General features: G+C 40.9%; 34 protein-coding genes. All 34 read right to left on the bottom strand.

Annotated elements, in window-relative coordinates; genetic code table 11:
* Positions 1 to 148 precede the first annotated feature (148 nt).
* The 34 genes from rpsK to rpoC all read right to left on the bottom strand — a co-directional run bounded on the left by rpsK (position 149) and on the right by rpoC (position 22307).
* Positions 149 to 538 carry a 30S ribosomal protein S11 gene (rpsK, locus tag AZF08_RS15560; RefSeq protein ID WP_002009745.1) on the bottom strand — a complete coding sequence of 130 codons (390 nt, stop codon included), beginning with the start codon at positions 536 to 538 and terminating at the stop codon, positions 149 to 151.
* 24 nt (positions 539 to 562) lie between these two features.
* Positions 563 to 928, bottom strand: a complete 366-nt coding sequence (gene rpsM / locus AZF08_RS15555) for a 30S ribosomal protein S13 (protein WP_003194382.1) — start codon at positions 926 to 928, stop codon at positions 563 to 565.
* Positions 929 to 949: 21 nt separating this feature from the next.
* Positions 950 to 1063 carry a 50S ribosomal protein L36 gene (gene rpmJ / locus AZF08_RS15550; RefSeq protein WP_000868344.1) on the bottom strand — a complete coding sequence of 38 codons (114 nt, stop codon included), beginning with the start codon at positions 1061 to 1063 and terminating at the stop codon, positions 950 to 952.
* A 35-nt stretch (positions 1064 to 1098) separates the two neighbouring features.
* Positions 1099 to 1317 carry a translation initiation factor IF-1 gene (gene infA / locus AZF08_RS15545; protein ID WP_001029884.1) on the bottom strand — a complete coding sequence of 73 codons (219 nt, stop codon included), beginning with the start codon at positions 1315 to 1317 and terminating at the stop codon, positions 1099 to 1101.
* A gap of 68 nt (positions 1318 to 1385) precedes the next feature.
* Positions 1386 to 2132, bottom strand: a complete 747-nt coding sequence (gene map / locus AZF08_RS15540) for a type I methionyl aminopeptidase (protein WP_033677159.1) — start codon at positions 2130 to 2132, stop codon at positions 1386 to 1388.
* A complete protein-coding gene (locus AZF08_RS15535; RefSeq protein ID WP_033677161.1) occupies positions 2132 to 2782 on the bottom strand; it encodes an adenylate kinase in 651 nt (216 codons plus the stop codon). The genes map and AZF08_RS15535 overlap by 1 nt, the downstream gene beginning before the upstream one ends.
* A 52-nt stretch (positions 2783 to 2834) precedes the next feature.
* Positions 2835 to 4136, bottom strand: a complete 1302-nt coding sequence (gene secY / locus AZF08_RS15530; protein ID WP_033677162.1) for a preprotein translocase subunit SecY — start codon at positions 4134 to 4136, stop codon at positions 2835 to 2837.
* A complete protein-coding gene (gene rplO / locus AZF08_RS15525) occupies positions 4136 to 4576 on the bottom strand; it encodes a 50S ribosomal protein L15 (RefSeq protein ID WP_033677163.1) in 441 nt (146 codons plus the stop codon). Before rplO ends, secY begins: the two co-directional genes overlap by 1 nt.
* 33 nt (positions 4577 to 4609) lie before the next feature.
* Entirely contained in the window at positions 4610 to 4792 is a 183-nt protein-coding gene (gene rpmD / locus AZF08_RS15520; protein WP_001085234.1) for a 50S ribosomal protein L30, read from the bottom strand.
* Between the two features lie 16 nt (positions 4793 to 4808).
* The gene (gene rpsE, locus AZF08_RS15515; protein ID WP_033677164.1) at positions 4809 to 5309 is read right to left on the bottom strand and encodes a 30S ribosomal protein S5; all 501 of its coding nucleotides are present in this window, start codon (positions 5307 to 5309) and stop codon (positions 4809 to 4811) included.
* 21 nt (positions 5310 to 5330) lie between these two features.
* Entirely contained in the window at positions 5331 to 5693 is a 363-nt protein-coding gene (gene rplR / locus AZF08_RS15510) for a 50S ribosomal protein L18 (protein ID WP_033677166.1), read from the bottom strand.
* A gap of 31 nt (positions 5694 to 5724) precedes the next feature.
* On the bottom strand, positions 5725 to 6264 hold the full coding sequence (rplF, locus tag AZF08_RS15505) for a 50S ribosomal protein L6 (protein WP_033677168.1): 540 nt from the start codon (positions 6262 to 6264) through the stop codon (positions 5725 to 5727).
* Between the two features lie 31 nt (positions 6265 to 6295).
* Positions 6296 to 6694 carry a 30S ribosomal protein S8 gene (gene rpsH / locus AZF08_RS15500; RefSeq protein ID WP_000245511.1) on the bottom strand — a complete coding sequence of 133 codons (399 nt, stop codon included), beginning with the start codon at positions 6692 to 6694 and terminating at the stop codon, positions 6296 to 6298.
* Between the two features lie 29 nt (positions 6695 to 6723).
* Positions 6724 to 6909 carry a 30S ribosomal protein S14 gene (rpsN, locus tag AZF08_RS15495; protein WP_001085700.1) on the bottom strand — a complete coding sequence of 62 codons (186 nt, stop codon included), beginning with the start codon at positions 6907 to 6909 and terminating at the stop codon, positions 6724 to 6726.
* A 33-nt stretch (positions 6910 to 6942) separates the two neighbouring features.
* Positions 6943 to 7482 carry a 50S ribosomal protein L5 gene (gene rplE, locus AZF08_RS15490; protein WP_001080829.1) on the bottom strand — a complete coding sequence of 180 codons (540 nt, stop codon included), beginning with the start codon at positions 7480 to 7482 and terminating at the stop codon, positions 6943 to 6945.
* A gap of 26 nt (positions 7483 to 7508) precedes the next feature.
* Positions 7509 to 7820: a 50S ribosomal protein L24 gene (rplX, locus tag AZF08_RS15485; RefSeq protein ID WP_033677169.1), complete on the bottom strand. Its 312-nt coding sequence runs from the start codon at positions 7818 to 7820 to the stop codon at positions 7509 to 7511.
* A gap of 38 nt (positions 7821 to 7858) precedes the next feature.
* Complete coding sequence (rplN, locus tag AZF08_RS15480) at positions 7859 to 8227, bottom strand: 50S ribosomal protein L14 (protein WP_033677171.1); 369 nt, start codon at positions 8225 to 8227, stop codon at positions 7859 to 7861.
* Between the two features lie 43 nt (positions 8228 to 8270).
* Positions 8271 to 8534: a 30S ribosomal protein S17 gene (gene rpsQ / locus AZF08_RS15475; protein WP_011983253.1), complete on the bottom strand. Its 264-nt coding sequence runs from the start codon at positions 8532 to 8534 to the stop codon at positions 8271 to 8273.
* A gap of 20 nt (positions 8535 to 8554) precedes the next feature.
* Positions 8555 to 8755 (bottom strand): 50S ribosomal protein L29, encoded by a 201-nt coding sequence (rpmC, locus tag AZF08_RS15470; RefSeq protein ID WP_000855718.1) that lies wholly within the window; start codon positions 8753 to 8755, stop codon positions 8555 to 8557.
* Positions 8745 to 9179 (bottom strand): 50S ribosomal protein L16, encoded by a 435-nt coding sequence (gene rplP, locus AZF08_RS15465; protein ID WP_000928969.1) that lies wholly within the window; start codon positions 9177 to 9179, stop codon positions 8745 to 8747. Before rplP ends, rpmC begins: the two co-directional genes overlap by 11 nt.
* Before the next feature lies 1 nt (position 9180).
* Positions 9181 to 9840, bottom strand: coding sequence for a 30S ribosomal protein S3 (gene rpsC, locus AZF08_RS15460; protein ID WP_000529958.1), 660 nt, complete (start codon positions 9838 to 9840; stop codon positions 9181 to 9183).
* Positions 9841 to 9843: 3 nt separating this feature from the next.
* Positions 9844 to 10185 carry a 50S ribosomal protein L22 gene (gene rplV, locus AZF08_RS15455; RefSeq protein WP_003194358.1) on the bottom strand — a complete coding sequence of 114 codons (342 nt, stop codon included), beginning with the start codon at positions 10183 to 10185 and terminating at the stop codon, positions 9844 to 9846.
* A gap of 17 nt (positions 10186 to 10202) precedes the next feature.
* On the bottom strand, positions 10203 to 10481 hold the full coding sequence (gene rpsS / locus AZF08_RS15450; protein WP_000124454.1) for a 30S ribosomal protein S19: 279 nt from the start codon (positions 10479 to 10481) through the stop codon (positions 10203 to 10205).
* A 60-nt stretch (positions 10482 to 10541) separates the two neighbouring features.
* Positions 10542 to 11372 carry a 50S ribosomal protein L2 gene (gene rplB / locus AZF08_RS15445; RefSeq protein ID WP_033677175.1) on the bottom strand — a complete coding sequence of 277 codons (831 nt, stop codon included), beginning with the start codon at positions 11370 to 11372 and terminating at the stop codon, positions 10542 to 10544.
* A gap of 28 nt (positions 11373 to 11400) precedes the next feature.
* On the bottom strand, positions 11401 to 11691 hold the full coding sequence (gene rplW / locus AZF08_RS15440; protein WP_033677177.1) for a 50S ribosomal protein L23: 291 nt from the start codon (positions 11689 to 11691) through the stop codon (positions 11401 to 11403).
* On the bottom strand, positions 11691 to 12314 hold the full coding sequence (gene rplD / locus AZF08_RS15435; RefSeq protein ID WP_001127261.1) for a 50S ribosomal protein L4: 624 nt from the start codon (positions 12312 to 12314) through the stop codon (positions 11691 to 11693). The genes rplW and rplD overlap by 1 nt, the downstream gene beginning before the upstream one ends.
* Before the next feature lie 25 nt (positions 12315 to 12339).
* Positions 12340 to 12972, bottom strand: a complete 633-nt coding sequence (gene rplC / locus AZF08_RS15430; RefSeq protein ID WP_033677178.1) for a 50S ribosomal protein L3 — start codon at positions 12970 to 12972, stop codon at positions 12340 to 12342.
* 34 nt (positions 12973 to 13006) lie between these two features.
* Positions 13007 to 13315: a 30S ribosomal protein S10 gene (gene rpsJ, locus AZF08_RS15425; protein ID WP_001040596.1), complete on the bottom strand. Its 309-nt coding sequence runs from the start codon at positions 13313 to 13315 to the stop codon at positions 13007 to 13009.
* A gap of 385 nt (positions 13316 to 13700) precedes the next feature.
* The gene (gene tuf, locus AZF08_RS15420) at positions 13701 to 14888 is read right to left on the bottom strand and encodes an elongation factor Tu (protein ID WP_033677180.1); all 1188 of its coding nucleotides are present in this window, start codon (positions 14886 to 14888) and stop codon (positions 13701 to 13703) included.
* 117 nt (positions 14889 to 15005) lie between these two features.
* Positions 15006 to 17084 (bottom strand): elongation factor G, encoded by a 2079-nt coding sequence (gene fusA, locus AZF08_RS15415; RefSeq protein WP_033677182.1) that lies wholly within the window; start codon positions 17082 to 17084, stop codon positions 15006 to 15008.
* A gap of 208 nt (positions 17085 to 17292) precedes the next feature.
* Positions 17293 to 17763: a 30S ribosomal protein S7 gene (gene rpsG, locus AZF08_RS15410; protein WP_003194344.1), complete on the bottom strand. Its 471-nt coding sequence runs from the start codon at positions 17761 to 17763 to the stop codon at positions 17293 to 17295.
* A gap of 29 nt (positions 17764 to 17792) precedes the next feature.
* Complete coding sequence (gene rpsL, locus AZF08_RS15405; protein WP_001142341.1) at positions 17793 to 18215, bottom strand: 30S ribosomal protein S12; 423 nt, start codon at positions 18213 to 18215, stop codon at positions 17793 to 17795.
* A gap of 115 nt (positions 18216 to 18330) precedes the next feature.
* Complete coding sequence (locus AZF08_RS15400) at positions 18331 to 18579, bottom strand: ribosomal L7Ae/L30e/S12e/Gadd45 family protein (RefSeq protein ID WP_033677183.1); 249 nt, start codon at positions 18577 to 18579, stop codon at positions 18331 to 18333.
* 113 nt (positions 18580 to 18692) lie between these two features.
* Complete coding sequence (gene rpoC, locus AZF08_RS15395) at positions 18693 to 22307, bottom strand: DNA-directed RNA polymerase subunit beta' (protein WP_033677186.1); 3615 nt, start codon at positions 22305 to 22307, stop codon at positions 18693 to 18695.
* Between the last annotated feature and the right edge of the window lie 31 nt (positions 22308 to 22338).

Here is a 22338-nt window from a genome sequence, read left to right as displayed (position 1 = left end):
GGCTAAACAAAGGAAAAAACCTCTGTCTAACCGAAAGTCCCCCTTAGGCAGTTCCCGATTGTGCACAACAAGCGATGTTTCTGTACGAAATTTCTCGATAATGCATCATATCCATTATAGACAAAAGGGAAAATTCTATACAGAAAAATTACACACGACGACGTTTTGGCGGACGACATCCATTATGAGGAACTGGAGTAACATCTCTGATTGCTGTTACTTCTAGACCTGCAGCTTGAAGTGCACGAATTGCAGCTTCACGACCAGCACCAGGACCTTTTACAGTAACCTCTAAAGTTTTTAAACCGTGCTCCATAGCTACTTTTGAAGCTGCTTCAGCAGCCATTTGTGCAGCGAATGGAGTAGACTTACGAGATCCACGGAAACCAAGTGCACCAGCACTAGACCAAGAAAGTGCGTTACCATGAGTATCTGTAAGTGTTACGATTGTGTTGTTGAAAGTAGAACGAATATGAGCAATACCAGCTTCAATATTCTTTTTCACACGTTTTTTACGAGTGTTTGTTTTACGTGCCATTGTTAGTTCAACCTCCTTTACTTATTATTTCTTTTTATTTGCTACTGTACGACGTGGACCTTTACGCGTACGAGCATTGTTTTTAGAATTTTGACCACGAACTGGTAAACCACGACGGTGACGAAGACCACGGTAAGAACCGATCTCCATTAGACGTTTAATGTTAAGAGAAACTTCACGACGAAGGTCTCCCTCAACTTTAACGCGGTCTACGATGTCACGGATACGTCCTAATTCGTCTTCCGTTAAATCACGAACTCGTGTTTCTTCAGAAACACCAGCTTCAGCAAGAATTTTTTCAGCAGTTGTGCGACCAATGCCGAATACGTAAGTTAAAGAAATAACAACGCGCTTGTCACGAGGAATATCTACACCTGCGATACGTGCCATTCCGAATGCACCTCCTTCTGATTAACCTTGTTTTTGTTTATGTTTAGGGTTTTCACAAATAACCATTACTTTTCCACGTCTACGAATAACTTTACATTTTTCGCAGATTGGTTTAACTGACGGTCTTACTTTCATGTCTCGAACCTCCTTAAAGATTACGGAGTGCTATATTATTTAAAACGGTACGTAATACGACCACGATTTAAATCGTACGGAGATAATTCTACCGTAACTTTGTCTCCTGGTAAAATACGAATGAAGTTCATGCGGATTTTACCAGAAACGTGAGCCAATACGACATGCCCATTCTCTAATTCTACTTTGAACATAGCATTTGGCAACGTTTCAAGAACGGTACCTTCGACTTCAATTACATCATCTTTAGCCATTCAATAGTTCTCCCTTCTTCAAATCAGTAACATTTTACACTGTTCTGAAATACCGGAGAGCCAGCTACTTATAAAGTGGTAAGGATTTCGTATCCTGCTTCTGTAAGAGCAATCGTGTGCTCAAAATGGGCACACCATTTACCATCTACCGTTACCACTGTCCAGTCATCAGATAGTGTTTTTACATATCGTCTTCCTTGGTTCACCATCGGTTCAACACAGATGACCATTCCCGGCTTTAATCTAGGACCTTTATTTGGTGGACCATAGTGCGGGATTTGTGGATCCTCATGTAAGTCTTGCCCGATTCCGTGACCAACATACTCCCTAACGATCGAGAACCCATTATCTTCAGCATGCGTTTGAACCGCATGTGAGATATTCGATAATCTCTCGCCTGGTTTTACTTGTTCTAGACCAAGATACAACGATTTTTCTGTGACATCAAGTAGCTTTTGAACAGATTCAGAAATGTTTCCTACTGGATACGTCCATGCAGAATCTCCATGGTACCCATTGTATTTCGCACCAATATCGATACTGATGATATCGCCTTCTTGGAGCTTGCGCTTTCCTGGAATCCCATGTACAAGCTCTTCATTTACAGAAGCACAGATGCTTCCCGGAAATCCGTTGTATCCTTTAAAAGATGGCGTAGCACCATATTTTCGAATCGTCTTTTCCGCTATTTGATCGAGCTCTTTCGTTGTAATTCCTGGAGCAATGTGCTTTTTTAACTCTTGATGAGTTAAAGCAACGATCTTGCCAGCTTCTCGCATAATTTCTATCTCGCGAGGAGTTTTGCAAATGATCATTACGCTAAGCCTCCGATGAGAACATCGATATCAGCAAATACTTTATTGATATCTTGCTCACCATTAATGCTTTTTAAGTAACCTAGCTCCTCGTAGAAATCAAGCAAAGGTTTTGTTTGCTTAATATTTACATCTAAACGATTTGCTACAGTTTCTTCATTGTCATCAGAGCGTTGATATAATTCGCCACCACATTTATCGCACACATCAGCTTTTGCTGGCGGATTGAATTCTAAGTGGTAAGTCGCACCGCACTCTTTACAAATGCGACGGCCTGTAAGACGCTTTAATAGCAATCCTGAATCCACATTAATGTTTAAAACATAGTCGATTTTTTTGCCAAGATCTTTCATAATCTCTTCAAGCGCAGATGCTTGTGCAACTGTTCGTGGGAAACCATCTAATAAGAAGCCTTTAGCGCAGTCTTCTTGACTTAAACGTTCACGAACGATTCCAATTGTAACTTCATCTGGAACAAGCGCACCTTTATCAATAAAGGACTTTGCTTGTAAACCAAGTTCAGTTTCAGCCTTCATAGCCGCACGAAACATATCTCCTGTTGAGATGTGAGGGATATTATACTTGGCAACAATCTGTTCGGCTTGTGTACCTTTACCAGCACCAGGAAGCCCCATTAAAATTAAGTTCATCTTAGTTCCCCCTCGTAATGAGCATGTAGGGAAGATACATCTTCCCACTTACTCACTGCTTGATAAACCCTTTGTAATGGCGTTTTACCAGTTGGCTTTCTAGCTGCTTCATTGTTTCTAAAGCAACGCCGACAACGATTAACATACTCGTTCCACCAATCTGTGCAGATGGCGGAAGGTTCCCAATTTTAGTAAATATAACTGGTAGAATTGCAATCGCTGCTAGGAAAATAGATCCTACAAAGGTCAAACGATACAGGATTTTTGTTAGATATTGTTCTGTATTCTTACCCGGACGAATACCAGGAACATATCCACCTTGCTTGTTTAGATTCTCTGACATTTGCTCTGGATTTACCTGAACAAAAGCATAGAAATATGTGAAAGCTACAATGAGCGCTACATATATAATCATTCCCACTGGGTGAGAATAGTTAAAGTTTGCAATAATCCACTGCGATACATCATGTTTCGGGAAGAACTGTGCAATGGTTGGAGGTGTAATTAAGAATGAAACGGCAAAAATTACTGGAATAACACCCGCACTATTTACTTTAAGAGGTAAATGTGTGTTTTGTGCTCCAGTATGACTACCATTGCTTCCTGTTACACGCTTCGCATATTGAATTGGGATTTTTCGAACAGCCTGTTGGATGAAAATAACTCCAACAACAACCGCTAGCACAGCCAGTAAAATCAATGCGACTTTAACGATACTCATGAATAGTTGATCTCCGATATTTTGAAACTGTTGTAAATACACTTGAGATATTACACTTGGGATAGCTGCGGCAATACCACCAAAGATAAGGATGGAAATACCATTACCCACACCTTTAGCTGTAATCTGTTCACCTAACCACATTAAAAATGCAGTACCAGCAGTCAGTACCGTAGCAATGTATAAATAAGTGCTCCAACCTGGATTCAAAATTAACTGTCCACCTACCATACCGTTAAAACCAATTGACATACCGAACGCCTGAATAAACGCAAGAACAATCGTAAAGTAACGCGTGAATTGTGTTAATTTACGACGGCCCATTTCGCCTTGCTTCGACCATTCCGAAAATTTAGGAACAACATCCATCTGCAATAATTGCACGATGATGGATGCTGTAATATACGGCATGATTCCCATCGCAAAGATGGAGAAGTTTTTCAAAGCGCCGCCGCCAAATGTGTTTAGGATCCCTAATGCATTTAACTGATCTTGTGCTTTCAGTACGTCTCCATTTGTGAATGGCACTGGGATAAACGTGCCAATCCTGAATACGATTAACATCGCTAAAGTGAATAATATTTTACGTCTTATCTCAGCAACGCGCATAAAGTTGGAGATTGTACGAAACATTAGATCACCTCAACTGTTCCGCCAGCTGCTTCAATTGCTTCTTTAGCACTTGAAGAGAACTTGTGAGCTTTAACAGTAAGTTTTTTCTCAACTGCTCCGCTTGCAAGAACTTTAACACCATCATTTAACTTGCTGATAACGCCAGTTTCCAGCAATAATTCAGGTGTTACTTCTGTACCATCTTCAAAACGATTTAACGTTGATAAGTTCACGATAGCAAACTCTTTACGGTTAATGTTTGTGAAGCCGCGTTTTGGTAAACGACGGAATAATGGAGTTTGACCACCTTCGAAGCCAAGACGAACACCGCCGCCAGAACGAGCGTTTTGTCCTTTATGACCTTTACCAGCAGTTTTACCGTTACCAGAACCGATACCACGACCGACACGGTTACGTACTTTACGAGAACCTTCTGCAGGTTGTAATTCATGAAGTTTCATTCCCAGGCACCTCCTTATATTAATGAGTTATCCTTAAGCTTCTTTTACAGTTACAAGGTGAGAAACTTTGTTGATCATACCAAGAATAGCAGGAGTTTCTTCCTTAACTACAGTTGAATTCAACTTTTTAAGACCTAAAGCTTCTACCGTCGCACGTTGATCTTGTGGACGACCAATTACACTACGAGTGAGGGTAATTTCTAACTTTTTCGCCATTTGTTTTCCCTCCTTCTTAACCTAGTAGCTCTTCTACAGATTTACCGCGTAATTTTGCAACATCTTCAGCACGCTTAAGTTCGCTTAATCCGTTCACAGTAGCGCGAATCATGTTAATTGGTGTGTTAGAACCAAGAGATTTCGAAAGAATATCTTGTACACCAGCTAATTCAAGTACCGCACGAACTGGTCCACCAGCAATAACTCCAGTACCTTCAGCAGCAGGCTTTAAGAATACTTCACCAGCTCCAAAGTGACCGTTGATTGTGTGTGGAATTGTTGTACCAACTAATGGTACTTCGATTAAGTTTTTCTTAGCATCTTCGATAGCTTTGCGGATTGCATCTGGTACCTCTTGCGCTTTACCAGTACCGAATCCAACATGACCGTTTTTATCGCCAACTACAACAAGTGCAGCAAAGCGGAAACGACGACCACCCTTAACAACCTTCGCAACACGGTTTATCGTAACTACACGTTCTTCAAGTTCTAATTTACTTGGGTCAATGCGACGCATCAATTTTCCCTCCTTTGACCATTAAAATTGTAATCCAGCCTCACGAGCAGCTTCAGCTAGAGCTTTAACACGGCCATGGTATAAGTAACCACCGCGATCAAATACTACTTCTTTAACGCCTTTCTCTACAGCACGCTTAGCAACTGATTCGCCAACTTTCGTAGCAGCTTCAACGTTACTAGTACCGTTAAGAGCAAGGTCTTTATCAAGAGTAGATGCACTTACTAATGTTACACCATTTACATCATCAATAACTTGAGCGTAAATATGTTGGTTAGAACGGAATACGTTTAAACGTGGACGTTCTGCAGTACCAGTAAGTTTAGCACGTACACGTGCATGTCTTTTCTTACGAGTCGCATTTTTATCAGCTTTAGTGATCATTCTTGTCACTCCTTTCTTTCACCTAACGGGTTTACTTAGCAGTTTTACCTTCTTTACGACGAACAACTTCGCCTTCGTAACGAATACCTTTGCCTTTATATGGCTCTGGAGCACGTACAGCGCGGATGTTAGCAGCGAATTCGCCAACACGTTGCTTATCGATACCTTTAATTACGATCTTAGTTGGAGCAGGTACTTCAACTTCAAGGCCTGCTTCCGGAGTCATTTCTACTGGATGAGAATAACCTACGCTTAATACAAGTTTGTTACCTTGTTTTTGAGCACGGTAACCAACACCGACTAATTCAAGTCCGCGTGCGAAACCTGTAGTTACACCTTCAACCATGTTACCTAATAAAGCACGAGTTGTACCGTGTAATGCACGGTGTTCCTTCTGTTCAGATGGACGCTCTACTGTTAGGATGTTTTCTTCAATTTTGATAGACATATCAGCATTGAAAGTACGAGTTAATTCACCTTTAGGACCTTTTACAGTTACAGTATTATTTTCTGCTACAGTAACAGTAACACCTGCAGGGATTTCAAGAATCTTTTTACCAATACGAGACATGTGGTCACACCTCCGTTCGTTTAAATATTAATTACCAAACGTATGCTACTACTTCTCCACCAGTTTGTAATTGACGAGCATCTTTGTCTGTCATTACTCCCTTAGATGTAGAAACAAGAGCGATACCTAATCCGTTAAGTACACGTGGTACTTCATCAGCTTTTGCGTAAACGCGTAAGCCAGGCTTACTGATACGTTTTAATCCAGTGATTACACGTTCGTTGTTTGCACCATATTTCAGGAAAATACGAAGGATACCTTGTTTGTTATCCTCGATGTATTCTACATCACGAATGAAACCTTCACGTTTTAAAAGTTCAGCAATTTCTTTTTTGATTTTAGAAGCAGGAACCTCTAATTTCTCATGACGTACCATGTTCGCATTACGGATGCGAGTAAGCATATCTGCAATTGGATCTGTCATCACCATGTGTTTTACCTCCTTCCCATTTGTGGGTTTTACCAACTAGCTTTTTTAACACCAGGAATTTGACCTTTATATGCAAGTTCACGGAAACAAATACGGCAAAGTTTAAATTTGCGGTATACAGAATGCGGACGACCGCAGCGTTCGCAACGTGTATACTCTTGTACTTTAAACTTAGGAGTACGCTTTTGTTTCGCGATCATAGATTTTTTAGCCACGTTTTCGCCTCCTCTACTTAGCGTTGGCTTCCATTATTTTTGGAATGGCATACCGAATTGTGTTAAAAGTTCACGAGCTTCTTCATCAGTTTTCGCTGTTGTAACGATTACGATGTCCATACCGCGGACTTTGCTTACTTTATCATAATCAATCTCAGGGAAAATTAGTTGCTCTTTAACACCTAATGTGTAGTTACCACGACCGTCGAATGATTTCTTAGAAACACCACGGAAATCACGTACACGTGGTAAAGAAACTGATACTAATTTGTCGAAGAATTCATACATTTGCTCACCGCGTAAAGTAACTTTCGCACCGATTGGCATACCTTCACGAAGACGGAAACCAGCGATGGATTTTTTAGCGCGAGTTACAACAGGTTTTTGACCTGCGATTTGTGTTAATTCTTCTACTGCATTGTCTAAAGCTTTTGAGTTAGATACCGCGTCACCAACACCAGTGTTGATTACAATCTTTTCGATTTTCGGTACTTCCATTACAGATTTATAGTTAAACTTGCTCACTAGAGCAGGAGTAATTTCCTTTTGGAACTTCTCTTTAAGGCGATTCAATGAAGTGACCTCCTTTCTTAAGAAAATTATTTATCTAATAATTCACCAGATTTTTTTGCAATACGAACTTTTTTACCATCTTCTACTTTGAAGCCTACGCGAGTAGGTTCACCAGTCTTCGGATCTAATGCCATAACATTAGATACGTGGATAGGTGCTTCTTTCGTAATAATTCCACCTTGTGGATTTAATTGAGATGGCTTAGAGTGCTTCTTAACGATGTTAACACCCTCAACGATAACACGGCTTTCTTTTGGAAAAGCAGCAAGGATAACGCCTTGTTTTCCTTTGTCTTTACCAGTGATTACCTGTACTTTATCACCTTTTTTTACATGCATCTTAATTCTGCACCTCCTTAGCAAGGCAATACCTTAAATTATAGAACTTCTGGAGCTAAAGAAACGATCTTCATGAAATTGCTATCACGTAATTCACGAGCTACTGGTCCGAAGATACGAGTACCACGTGGGCTCTTATCGTCTTTAATGATAACCGCTGCGTTTTCATCAAAACGAATGTAAGAACCGTCTGTACGACGAGCACCGCTCTTCGTACGTACCACTACCGCTTTAACAACGTCACCTTTTTTAACAACGCCACCTGGTGTTGCTTGTTTTACCGTAGCAACGATAATATCACCAATGTTAGCATATTTACGACCTGAGCCGCCTAATACTTTAATTGTTAAAAGTTCACGTGCACCAGAGTTGTCAGCAACTTTCAAACGAGATTCTTGTTGGATCATGTTATGAAACCTCCCTTCGGACTAAAAATTCCGATTCGTCTATTTAGATAATAACCGCTTCTTCAACGATTTCAACTAAACGGAAACGCTTAGTAGCAGAAAGCGGGCGAGTTTCCATGATTTTTACGATATCGCCAACTTTTGCTTGGTTTTGCTCATCATGCGCTTTGTACTTCTTAGAATACTTAACGCGTTTTCCGTACAAGGAATGAGTTTTGTAAGTTTCAACTAAAACTGTAATCGTTTTGTCCATTTTGTCAGACACAACACGACCAGTATAAACTTTGCGTTGGTTACGTTCGCTCACTTTGCAAACCTCCCCTCAATTTATCGATTAATTCCGATCTCTCTTTCACGAACTACAGTTTTCATACGAGCGATCGCTTTACGCACTTCACGAATGCGAGTTGGGTTCTCTAATTGTCCTGTAGCAAGTTGGAAGCGAAGATTAAACAACTCTTCCTTTAAAGCTTTAACTTTTGTTTCGATTTCGGCAGTGGTTAATTCACGAATATCATTAGTTTTCATTAGATTCACCACCATTTTCTTCACGTTTTACGAATTTACATTTCACTGGTAATTTGTGAGCTGCAAGACGTAATGCTTCGCGTGCTACCTCTTCAGATACACCCGCGATTTCGAACATAATTTTCCCAGGTTTTACTACTGCTACCCAGCCTTCTGGTGCCCCTTTACCGGAACCCATACGTACTTCTAGAGGTTTTGCAGTGTAAGGCTTAGAAGGGAAAATTTTAATCCATACTTTACCGCCACGTTTCATGTAACGAGTCATTGCACGACGAGCAGCTTCGATTTGACGGTTTGTAATCCATGAAGCAGCTTGTGCTTGTAGACCGAATTCACCGAAAGCAATTTCAGTACCACCTTTTGCACGACCACGCATTTTACCACGATGCTCTCTACGATATTTTACGCGTTTAGGCATTAACATATTATTTTCCTCCTTCCTCAGAAGCTTTCTTTTTTGTAGGAAGGACTTCTCCACGGTAGATCCATACTTTTACGCCTAATTTACCGTATGTTGTATCAGCTTCAACTGCTGCATAGTCAATATCAGCGCGAAGTGTATGAAGTGGAACAGTTCCTTCACTGTAAGATTCTGCACGAGCGATATCTGCTCCGCCAAGACGACCAGAAACTTGTGTTTTAATACCTTTAGCTCCTGCACGCATAGCACGTTGAATTACTTGCTTCTGTGCACGACGGAAAGATACACGGTTTTCTAATTGACGAGCGATGTTTTCGCCTACTAATTTAGCGTTAAGATCAGCTCTCTTAACTTCTAAAATGTTGATGTGTACACGCTTGCCTGTTAATTGGTTAAGAGCTTTACGAAGTGCTTCAACTTCTGTACCACCTTTACCAATTACCATACCAGGTTTTGCAGTGTGAATTGTTACATTTACACGATTTGCTGCACGTTCGATCTCTACTTTAGCAACAGCAGAATCTTTTAAGCGTACAGTAATGTATTCACGGATTTTGATGTCTTCATGTAATAGTGTAGCGTAATCTTTTTCAGCGAACCAACGAGATTCCCAATCACGGATAACACCGACACGAAGACCAATTGGATTAACCTTCTGACCCATCGATTATCCCTCCTTTTTTTCTGATACCACAACTGTAATGTGGCTTGTGCGTTTGTTAATTTGGCTTGCACGACCCATTGCACGCGGACGGAAACGTTTCAACGTTGGACCTTCGTCAACGAAAACTGTTTCAACAACTAAGTTGTTAATGTCCATTTCGTAATTATGTTCTGCATTTGCGATTGCAGATTTTAAAACCTTTTCTACAACTGGAGAAGCAGTTTTTGGTGTGTGGTTAAGGATAGCAATCGCTTCACCCACTTGCTTACCTCGGATTAAGTCTACAACTAAACGAACTTTACGAGGAGCAATACGAACTGTTCTCGCTACTGCTTTAGCTTGCATTGAAGTGCCTCCTCTCATTATCTTCTAGTTTTCTTATCGTCAGCAAGGTGACCTTTGTACGTACGAGTTGGTGCGAATTCACCTAACTTATGGCCAACCATATCCTCAGTGATGTACACAGGTACGTGTTTACGACCATCATATACAGCAATCGTATGACCGATGAACTGAGGGAAGATTGTTGAACGGCGAGACCAAGTTTTAACAACTTGTTTTTGCTCAGATGCAACTAATTTTTCCATTTTGCTCATTAAGTGATCATCGACAAATGGTCCTTTTTTTAAGCTACGAGCCATTTTGGTGCCTCCCTTCGTGATTGGCGTACGGTTCTAGAAGTGAACCGTACTACAATCCCATTATTTTTTACGACGACGAACGATAAATTTATCAGACGCTTTATTTTTCTTACGAGTCTTGAATCCAAGAGTTGGTTTACCCCATGGAGACATTGGAGACTTACGTCCGATTGGAGAGCGACCTTCACCACCACCGTGTGGGTGATCAACCGGGTTCATTACAGAACCACGAACTGTTGGGCGCTTACCTAACCAGCGAGAGCGACCTGCTTTACCGATTTTGATAAGTTCGTGTTGTTCGTTGCCTACTTGACCGATTGTAGCGCGACAAGCAGATAATACTAGGCGTACTTCACCAGAAGTTAAACGTACAAGTACGTATTTACCTTCTTTACCAAGTACTTGAGCAGATGTACCAGCAGAACGAACTAATTGTCCGCCACGACCAGGCTTAAGCTCGATATTGTGAACAACAGTACCTACTGGAATGTTGATTAATGGTAATGCGTTACCGATTTTAATGTCAGCTTCTGGGCCAGACATAACTTCCATACCTACTTCTAAAGTCTTAGGAGCAAGAATGTAACGTTTTTCACCGTCAACGTAGTTAATTAATGCGATATTCGCAGAGCGGTTTGGATCGTATTCGATCGTAGCAACGCGTCCTGGAATTCCATCTTTGTTACGTTTGAAGTCGATGATACGGTATTGACGCTTATGTCCGCCACCTTGGTGACGTACAGTAATTTTACCTTGGTTATTACGACCAGCCTTTTTGCTTAAAGGCGCAAGTAAAGATTTTTCCGGTCTGTCAGTAGTGATTTCAGCGAAATCATTCGTTGTCATGTTACGACGACCGTTAGTAGTTGGTTTATACTTCTTAATTGCCATCTCAATTTCCCTCCTTCTTTAGTAAGAATTAAACACCTTGGAAGATTTCGATTTCTTTGCTGTCAGCAGTTAGCTTAACGATTGCTTTACGACGACGGTTAGTAAAACCAGCGTGACGACCAACGCGTTTTGCTTTCGGCTTGTAGTTCATGATGTTTACTTTCTCTACATTAACACCAAAGATCGCTTCTATAGCGTCTTTAACTTCTGTTTTATTAGATTTAACGTCCACATCGAACGTGTATTTTTTTTCAGCCATCATTTCCATAGAACGTTCAGTGATAACTGGGCGCTTAATGATATCACGAGGATCTCTCATTATGCAAGCACCTCCTCTACTTTTTCCACTGCCGCTTTTGTCATGATTAGCTTATCATGATGAAGCACGTCTAAAACGTTTACGCCATCAGCAGTGATTACTGTTACTCCAGGGATATTGCGAGCAGATAACTCTACAGATTCGTTTGCATCAGCAGTTACGATAAGAGCTTTCTTCTCAACAGTTAATCCTTTAAGAACTGCTACCATGTCTTTTGTTTTTGGTGCATTTAACACTAGGTCTTCAAGAACTACAATGTTGTTCTCAACTACTTTAGTAGCTAATGCGGATTTAATAGCTAAGCGACGAACTTTCTTAGGAAGTTTGTAAGCATAGCTTCTTGGTGTAGGTCCGAATACCGTACCACCACCACGCCATTGAGGAGAGCGGATAGAACCTTGACGAGCACGTCCAGTTCCTTTTTGACGCCATGGTTTACGACCACCACCGCGCACTTCAGAGCGAGTTTTTACTTTGTGTGTACCTTGACGTAAAGACGCACGTTGCATCATTACAGCTTCAAAAAGTACAGCTTCATTTGGTTCGATACCGAAAATAGCTTCAGCTAGTTCGATTTCACCAACCTGTGAACCAGTTTGGTTATATACAGTAACTTTTGGCATTGGAATTCCTCCTTCCTATTGTGAATTATTTACTAACCTTCACAGCGCCTTGAACAACTACAAGAGATTTCTTAGCACCTGGAACGTTACCTTTTACTAGTAATAAGTTGCGCTCAGCGTCAACTTGAACGATTTCTAAGTTTTGGATTGTAACTTGGTCTCCACCCATACGTCCAGCAAGTTTTTTGCCTTTGAATACACGGTTCGGAGCAACTGGGCCCATTGAACCAGGACGACGGTGATAACGAGAACCATGAGACATAGGTCCGCGAGATTGTCCGTGGCGTTTAATAACACCTTGGAAACCTTTACCTTTAGAAATTCCTGTTACGTCAACGATTTCACCTGCAGTGAAAACTTCAACTTTTACCTCTTGACCAACCTCTAATCCGTCCACGTCTGCATCGCGGATTTCGCGAATGAAGCGCTTAGGAGTTGTAGTTGCTTTAGCAGCGTGGCCTTGTTCAGGTTTGTTAGTTAACTTTTCACGTTTATCGCCAAATCCTAACTGAATTGCATTATAGCCATCAGTTTCTGTTGTTTTCTTTTGAAGAACAACGTTTGGAGTTGATTCGATTACTGTTACTGGGATTAACTCACCGTTTTCAGCAAATACTTGAGTCATACCGATCTTTCTTCCTAAGATTCCTTTGGTCATGAGTTACACCTCCTACATTTTTAAGTTATATAAATTATAATTTGATTTCGATATCTACACCAGATGGTAAGTCTAAACGCATTAATGAGTCTACTGTTTGTGGAGTAGGGCTCACGATGTCGATTAAACGTTTGTGCGTGCGCATTTCGAATTGCTCACGAGAATCTTTGTACTTATGAACAGCACGAAGAATTGTGTAAACAGTTTTTTCCGTTGGTAATGGGATTGGACCAGAAACGGTTGCCCCAGAACGTTTTGCTGTTTCTACAATTTTCTCAGCTGACTGATCAAGAATACGGTGATCGTAAGCTTTTAAACGGATACGAATTTTCTCTTTTGCCATTATTTTCCCTCCTTCGTTCGCCTATTTCTAAAATAGACCTTCTCCATGGAAATTTCCCCACACCTTGCCATGGCAAAGCGGCCGGGTGTGTCAGCAACCTTCCACTTCATCGCAGTCAAAGACCAACATTGTCTATTATACAATGTTATTCGTCTAGATGCAAGCATCTTTTTGTTTGCATCTGCTTTTCTCTACTTTTGCTATTATACATGGCACTTTAAAGAATTTCAAGTTTTCATCCGTCGTAATTCGATTTACAGTTTATGGATGTTTTTTGTCGTTTTTATATTATAGAAGAAACTCGTTTAAAACTAGAAAATACTAATTCTCATAAACAAAAAAACTCAAGGGAAAGTCCCTTGAGTTTTTTAAATCTATTTAAAGATTACTCAACGATTGTAGCAACTACGCCGTAACCTACAGTACGTCCACCCTCACGGATAGAGAACTTAGTTCCCTCTTCGATTGCGATTGGAGCGATAAGTTCGATAGTCATTTCAATGTTGTCGCCAGGCATTACCATTTCAGTACCTTCTGGTAATTGGATGATACCAGTTACGTCAGTTGTACGGAAGTAGAATTGTGGGCGGTAGTTAGCGAAGAATGGAGTGTGACGTCCACCTTCTTCTTTAGATAAAACGAAAACTTCAGCTTTGAATTTAGCGTGAGCTTTTACAGAGCCGCTTTTCGCAAGAACTTGTCCACGTTGGATATCTTCACGAGCAACCCCACGAAGTAAAGCACCGATGTTGTCTCCAGCTTGAGCTTGGTCAAGAAGCTTACGGAACATTTCTACACCAGTTACAGTTGTAGTAGCATTCTCTTCAGCAAGACCGATGATTTCTACTACGTCACCAACTTTAACGATTCCACGCTCTACACGACCAGTTGCAACTGTACCACGACCTGTGATAGAGAATACATCCTCGATAGGCATTAAGAATGGTTTGTCAGTTTCACGTTCTGGAGTTGGGATATAAGAATCAACTTCAGTCATTAATTCGATGATTTTTTCTTCCCACTCAGCTTCTCCTTGAAGAGCTTTAAGAGCAGAACCTTTAACTACAGGGATATCATCGCCTGGGAAGCCATATTCAGATAATAGATCGCGAACTTCCATTTCTACTAATTCTAATAATTCTTCGTCGTCTACCATGTCGCATTTGTTTAAGAATACAACGATGTAAGGAACACCTACTTGACGAGAAAGAAGGATGTGCTCACGTGTTTGAGGCATTGGGCCATCAGCAGCAGATACTACTAAGATACCGCCGTCCATTTGAGCAGCACCAGTGATCATGTTTTTAACATAGTCAGCGTGACCTGGGCAGTCAACGTGTGCATAGTGACGAGTTTCAGTTTCGTACTCAACGTGTGCAGTTGAGATTGTGATACCGCGCTCTCTTTCTTCTGGAGCAGCATCGATTTGGTCGTATCCGCGTGCTTCAGCACCACCAGCTTTTGCAAGAACTGTAGTGATCGCAGCAGTTAATGTAGTTTTACCATGGTCAACGTGGCCGATTGTACCGATGTTAACATGGGGTTTAGAACGTTCGAATTTAGCTTTAGCCATTCTAAATTCCTCCTTAGTTTATATAGGTTATTTTATATTTAGACTAGAAAGTGAAACTTAAGTCTCACTTTCTAAGCTTACATAAGTAGTTATACTTGAACAATCGATAAAAATCAATTATTCACCTTTATTTTTTTTGATAATTTCTTCTGAAACAGACTTTGGTACTTCTTCATAATGGTCAAATACCATAGAGAATGTTCCACGTCCTTGAGTGTTAGAACGTAATGACGTTGCATAACCGAACATTTCAGAAAGTGGAACCATAGCGCGAACAACTTGTGCGTTACCGCGAGCTTCCATACCTTCTACACGTCCACGACGAGATGTTACGTCACCCATAATGTCACCCATGTACTCTTCAGGAATTACAACTTCAACTTTCATCATTGGCTCAAGAATTACTGGGCTACACTTAGAAACCGCAGCTTTAAGCGCCATAGATGCAGCGATTTTGAACGCCATCTCAGAGGAGTCAACATCATGGTAAGATCCGTCAACTAATGCAGCTTTAATGTCAACTAGTGGATAACCAGCTAGTACACCATTTTTAAGTGCATCTTCAAGACCTGCTCCAACAGCTGGGATGTATTCACGTGGAACTACACCACCGACGATCTTGTTTTCGAATTCGAATCCTTTACCTTCTTCGTTAGGTTCAAACTCAATCCAAACGTGACCGAATTGTCCACGACCACCAGATTGACGTGCGAATTTACCTTCAACTTTCGCTGCAGCGCGGAAAGTCTCACGGTATGCTACCTGAGGTGCACCAACGTTTGCTTCTACTTTGAATTCACGGCGCATACGGTCAACGATGATATCAAGGTGAAGTTCACCCATACCAGCGATGATTGTTTGGCCAGTTTCTTGGTCAGTGTGAGCACGGAATGTTGGATCTTCTTCAGAAAGCTTAGATAATGCTGTACCCATTTTATCTTGGTCAGCTTTAGATTTTGGTTCGATAGCTACAGAGATAACTGGCTCTGGGAATTCCATAGATTCAAGGATAACAAGGTTCTTCTCTTCACAAAGAGTATCACCAGTAGTAGTATCTTTTAAACCTACAGCAGCAGCGATGTCACCAGCGTAAACTGTTGAAATCTCTTCACGGCTGTTAGCGTGCATTTGTAGGATACGTCCTACACGCTCACGCTTACCTTTAGTTGAGTTTTTCACGTAAGATCCAGAGTTTAACACACCAGAATACACACGGAAGAACGTTAATTTACCAACATAAGGGTCAGTCATGATTTTGAATGCTAGAGCTGCGAATGGCTCTTCATCGCTAGAATGACGTTCTACTTCTTCATCTGTATCCGGAAGAGTACCTTTAATAGCAGGTACATCTAGTGGAGATGGTAAGTAGTCAATAACCGCATCTAACAGAATTTGAACACCTTTGTTTTTGAATGCAGAACCACAGATTACTGGGAAGAATTCAACAGAAGTTGTAGCCTTACGGATACCAGCTTTAAGCTCTTCTACAGTGATTTCTTCACCTTCTAGGTACTTCATCATCATTTCTTCATCAAGCTCTGCTACCGCTTCGATAAGTTTTCCACGGTATTCTTCAGCTAGCTCTTTATGCTCTTCAGGAATTTCAACACGTTGAATGTCTGTTCCTAAATCGTTACCGTACATGTAAGCACACTCTTCAACAAGGTCAATAATACCATTGAACTCGTCTTCAGCACCGATTGGTAACTGAATTGGATGTGCGTTTGCTTGTAAACGATCGTGGATTGTACCTACAGAGTATAAGAAGTCTGCACCAATTTTATCCATTTTGTTAACGAATACGATACGAGGTACGCCGTAAGTAGTAGCCTGACGCCAAACAGTTTCTGTTTGTGGTTCTACACCAGATTGTGCATCAAGTACTGCTACTGCGCCATCAAGTACGCGTAAAGAACGTTCTACTTCTACTGTGAAGTCTACGTGTCCTGGAGTGTCAATGATGTTTACACGGTGACCTTTCCATTGAGCTGTAGTTGCAGCAGAAGTAATTGTGATACCACGCTCTTGCTCTTGCTCCATCCAGTCCATCTGAGATGCACCTTCGTGAGTTTCACCGATTTTGTGGATACGGCCTGTATAGTACAGGATACGCTCAGTTGCTGTTGTTTTACCAGCATCGATGTGAGCCATGATACCAATATTACGAGTGTTTTCTAAAGAGAACTCTCTTGCCATTTGGTGTCTTGCTCCTTCCATATATGGATTGGATTATTTTATTTTAAGTAGCAAAAAAGCCACTTTATTTTATTACATATGTCAGTGTGTCCAGTACCCTCATTATGTAAAATGAGCGCCCAATGAAAGGGAGAGGCATTCTCCCTCTCCACACTTCCATAAGCGACAAATAAAGCGGTTTATGCTTACATTTATTTTACGTTGAATCCTACCAACGATAATGAGCAAATGCTTTGTTAGCTTCTGCCATTTTATGAGTGTCTTCACGTTTCTTAACAGATGCACCAGCGTTGTTAGCTGCATCTAAGATTTCGTAAGCTAGACGCTCTTCCATAGTTTTTTCACCACGAAGACGAGCATAGTTTACTAACCAGCGAAGACCTAAAGTTGTACGGCGTTCTGGACGAACCTCAACTGGAACTTGGTAGTTAGCACCACCAACACGACGAGCGCGAACTTCAAGAACAGGCATGATGTTCTTAAGAGCTTGCTCGAATACTTCCATTGGTTCTTTACCAGCACGTTCACGAACGATATCGAACGCGTTATAAAGAATTGTTTGAGATTTACCTTTTTTACCGTCAACCATCATTTTGTTGATTAGGCGTGTTACAAGTTTAGAATTGTACATTGGATCTGGTAACACGTCACGTTTCGCAACAGGTCCTTTACGAGGCATATTGAGTTCCTCCTTTCATTTTAAGTTTATTATTTTTTAGCAGGTTTTGGTCTCTTAGTACCATATTTAGAACGTCCTTGCATACGTTTGTCAACACCAGCTGTATCAAGCGCACCACGAACGATGTGGTAACGTACTCCTGGTAAATCCTTTACACGACCACCGCGAATTAATACTACGCTATGCTCTTGTAGGTTATGACCGATACCTGGGATGTAAGCAGTAACCTCAATACCGTTTGTTAAACGTACACGAGCGTATTTACGTAACGCTGAGTTCGGTTTCTTTGGAGTCATTGTACCAACACGAGTACATACACCACGTTTTTGAGGTGCAGAGATATCAGTTGATTTTTTCTTTAAAGAGTTGAAACCTTTGTTTAACGCAGGTGATTTAGATTTCCATACTTTATCAGTACGACCATTTCTCACTAATTGGTTAATAGTAGGCATTTGATTTATCCTCCCTTCGCATGTTTGTATGACCACATATCCAGGTGGTTCATTATTAGTTGAAAACAAAGTTTTTGCAAGGAAGAGCAAATGCTCTCTCCTCACAAAAACAGTTTTAACTTATTATTCCTATTGCTGAAGCTCCCACTTGAATCCCCGAAGCCTTTCCAAGCTTACGAACTGATTCAACTTTGGTTATGGGCACGTTATGTTGCAGTGCAGCACGAGTGATAACATGGGTTAACCGCATGTCAGTATCTTCTGCAATGACAACTTCTTTAACTGTACCATTTTTGATTGCTTCCAATGTGCGTTTATGACCAACGACTACATTTTCAGCATTTGATACTTTTTGATAAGACATATACATATCCTCCAAAGCATCGTTCAGGAGCAACCTTGCTTATAGTAACATTTTGACTCATACAATGTCAACTAGGATTATCTGTTTTTATACAAAATTTACGACGGAAAATTTTACTGTTCCACGTATATTTCATCGTTTTCTACGTTCATGTCATCTTGTGTTGTTTTCACAAGATCCACTTTGCGATAACGATTCATACCAGTTCCAGCAGGAACAAGTTTACCGATAATAACATTCTCTTTCAATCCTAGAAGTTCATCACGTTTTCCTTTAATCGCCGCGTCAGTTAGAACACGAGTTGTTTCTTGGAACGACGCTGCAGATAGGAATGAATCCGTTTCAAGCGAAGCTTTTGTAATACCAAGAAGAACTGGTCTTGCTGTTGCTGGCTGTTTGCCTTTTAGCAGCACTTTTGCATTCGCATCAGTAAACTGATGGATATCTAGCAACGTTCCTGGTAATACATCAGTTTCACCCGCATCAATTACACGAACTTTACGAAGCATTTGGCGAACCATTACCTCTACGTGTTTATCGCCAATTTCTACCCCTTGCATACGGTATACTTTTTGAACTTCACGTAGTAAGTATTCTTGAACTGCTGTAATGTCCGTTACTTTTAGTAATTCCTTCGGATCAATAGAACCTTCTGTTAACTCTTTTCCGTGACCAATCGGCTGTCCTGGAGCTACTTTCAGACGAGCACCGTAAGGAATTGCGTACGTACGAGCTTCAACTTCACCCTGTACAACTACCTCTTGACGATCTTTAACATCGTTAACCGCTGCGATAACACCGTCGATTTCACTAATAACTGCCTGACCTTTCGGATTACGAGCTTCGAAGATCTCCTGAATACGAGGTAAACCTTGTGTGATATCATCTCCAGCAACCCCACCTGTATGGAACGTACGCATCGTTAACTGTGTACCTGGCTCACCGATAGATTGAGCTGCGATAATACCTACCGCTTCCCCTACTTCTACGTCTGTGCCAGTAGCTAAGTTACGACCGTAACATTTCTTACATACACCATGGCGAGTGTTACATGTAAACGCTGAACGGATGTTTACTGTTTCAACACCTGAGTTTTCAACGATATGAGCGATATCTTCAGTAATTAATTCATTTTCACGAACTAACACTTCACCTGTTTCAGGATGTTTTACAGTTTTTCTTGCAAAACGTCCTACAAGACGATCATATAAGGACTCAATAACTTCATTACCCTCTTTAATCGCACCGATTAGTAAGCCACGATCTGTTCCACAATCGTCTTCACGAACGATAACATCTTGTGCAACGTCTACAAGACGACGTGTTAAGTAACCAGAATCGGCAGTCTTAAGTGCTGTATCGGCAAGACCTTTACGCGCACCATGCGTAGAGATGAAGTACTCAAGTACTGTTAAACCTTCACGGAAACTTGATTTGATCGGAAGTTCAATGATACGACCAGATGGGTTGGCCATCAAACCACGCATACCAGCAAGCTGAGTGAAGTTCGATGCGTTACCACGGGCACCAGAGTCACTCATCATAAAGATCGGATTGCGCTTATTCAAGGATTTCATCAGCTTTCCTTGGATAACATCTTTCGCAGTACTCCAAATAGAGATTACGCGATCGTAACGTTCTTCTTCCGTGATTAAACCGCGACGGAATTGTTTAATTACTTTATCTACTTTTGCTTGTGCTTCATGGAGAATTTCATCTTTTTCACCTAATACAAGAATATCCGCTACCCCAACTGTAATACCAGCTTTAGTAGAGTATTTAAATCCTAGGTTTTTCATACGGTCAAGCATGCGAGACGTCTCGGTAATTTTGAAACGTTTAAATACTTCCGCGATGATATTACCAAGGATTTTCTTGCTAAACGGTGCCACTTCTTCGCGACTAGCAATAATTTCTTTGATATTCGCACCTTTTTCAACGAAATATTTCGCTGGTGTTTCTTTTTCAAGGTTTGAATTTGTCGGTTCATTAATATAAGGGAACGACTTCGGTAAGATTTCGTTAAATATTAATTTACCAACTGTTGTTAATAGAAGCTTGCTTTTTTGTTCTTCAGTAAATGTTTCGTTGTTGTTTACTGAATTCGCAGCAACTGCAACACGAGTATGCAGATGTACATATCCATTTTGATATGCAAGCAATGCCTCATCTGCATCTTTGAACACCATACCTTCACCAATTGCACCTTCACGCTCAAGTGTTAAGTAATAGTTACCTAATACCATATCCTGAGATGGTGTAACAACTGGTTTTCCGTCTTTCGGGTTCAAGATGTTTTGTGCCGCTAACATAAGAAGACGAGCTTCTGCTTGTGCTTCTGATGATAACGGAACGTGAACCGCCATTTGGTCACCGTCAAAGTCCGCGTTATATGCAGTACATACAAGTGGATGAAGACGAATTGCGCGTCCTTCTACTAGTGTAGGTTCAAACGCCTGAATACCAAGACGGTGAAGCGTTGGGGCACGGTTTAGAAGTACTGGATGTTCTTTAATAACAGATTCTAAAACATCCCAAACTTCAGGTTGTACACGCTCAATTTTTCGTTTAGCACTCTTAATGTTGTGCGCTAAACCTTTTTCCACTAAATCTTTCATAACGAAAGGTTTGAACAGTTCGAGTGCCATTTCTTTCGGTAATCCACATTGATACATCTTTAAGTTCGGTCCTACAACGATAACAGAACGACCAGAGTAGTCAACACGTTTACCTAATAAGTTTTGACGGAAACGTCCTTGTTTACCTTTTAACATGTGAGATAGTGATTTTAATGGACGGTTACCTGGTCCAGTAACTGGACGGCCACGGCGACCATTGTCGATTAATGCGTCTACAGCTTCTTGTAACATACGTTTTTCGTTTTGAACGATGATGCTTGGTGCACCTAAGTCCAATAGACGTTTTAAACGGTTGTTACGGTTAATCACACGACGGTATAAGTCGTTTAAGTCAGAAGTTGCAAAACGTCCACCATCTAACTGTACCATCGGACGTAGTTCTGGCGGGATAACCGGAAGAACTTCTAAGATCATCCAAGATGGCGCATTTCCAGAGTTACGGAATGCTTCTAATACTTCTAGACGTTTAATAGCACGAGTACGACGTTGTCCTTGTGCTGTTTTTAATTCTTCTTTTAAGAAATCTACTTCTTTATCTAAATCGATGTCTTGTAATAGCTTCTTAATAGCTTCTGCACCCATAGCGGCTTGGAATGTATTGCCATATCGATCACGATATGCACGGTATTCTTTTTCAGAAAGTAATTGCTTCTTATCAAGTGGTGTATCTCCACTTTCTGTTACAACATAGGAAGCGAAATAAATTACTTCTTCAAGCGCGCGAGGGGACATGTCTAAGACAAGTCCCATGCGGCTTGGGATACCTTTGAAATACCAAATATGAGACACAGGAGCAGCTAATTCAATGTGACCCATACGTTCACGACGAACTTTCGCACGTGTTACTTCAACGCCACATCGATCACAAACTACACCTTTATAACGTACGCGTTTATACTTTCCACAATGACATTCCCAGTCTTTTTGTGGTCCGAAAATACGCTCGCAGAATAAGCCATCTTTTTCAGGCTTTAACGTACGATAGTTAATTGTTTCTGGTTTCTTTACTTCACCGTATGACCAAGAGCGAATCTTGTCAGGTGAAGCAAGTCCAATCTTCATATATTCAAAGTTATTTACATCTATCAAGGGGCCTACCTCCCTTTTAGTCTACAGGTTA

The organism is Bacillus gaemokensis (genome assembly GCF_001590835.1).
Classification (GTDB): Bacteria; Bacillota; Bacilli; order Bacillales; family Bacillaceae_G; genus Bacillus_A; species Bacillus_A gaemokensis.
This window is presented reverse-complemented; position numbering and strand designations above follow the sequence as displayed.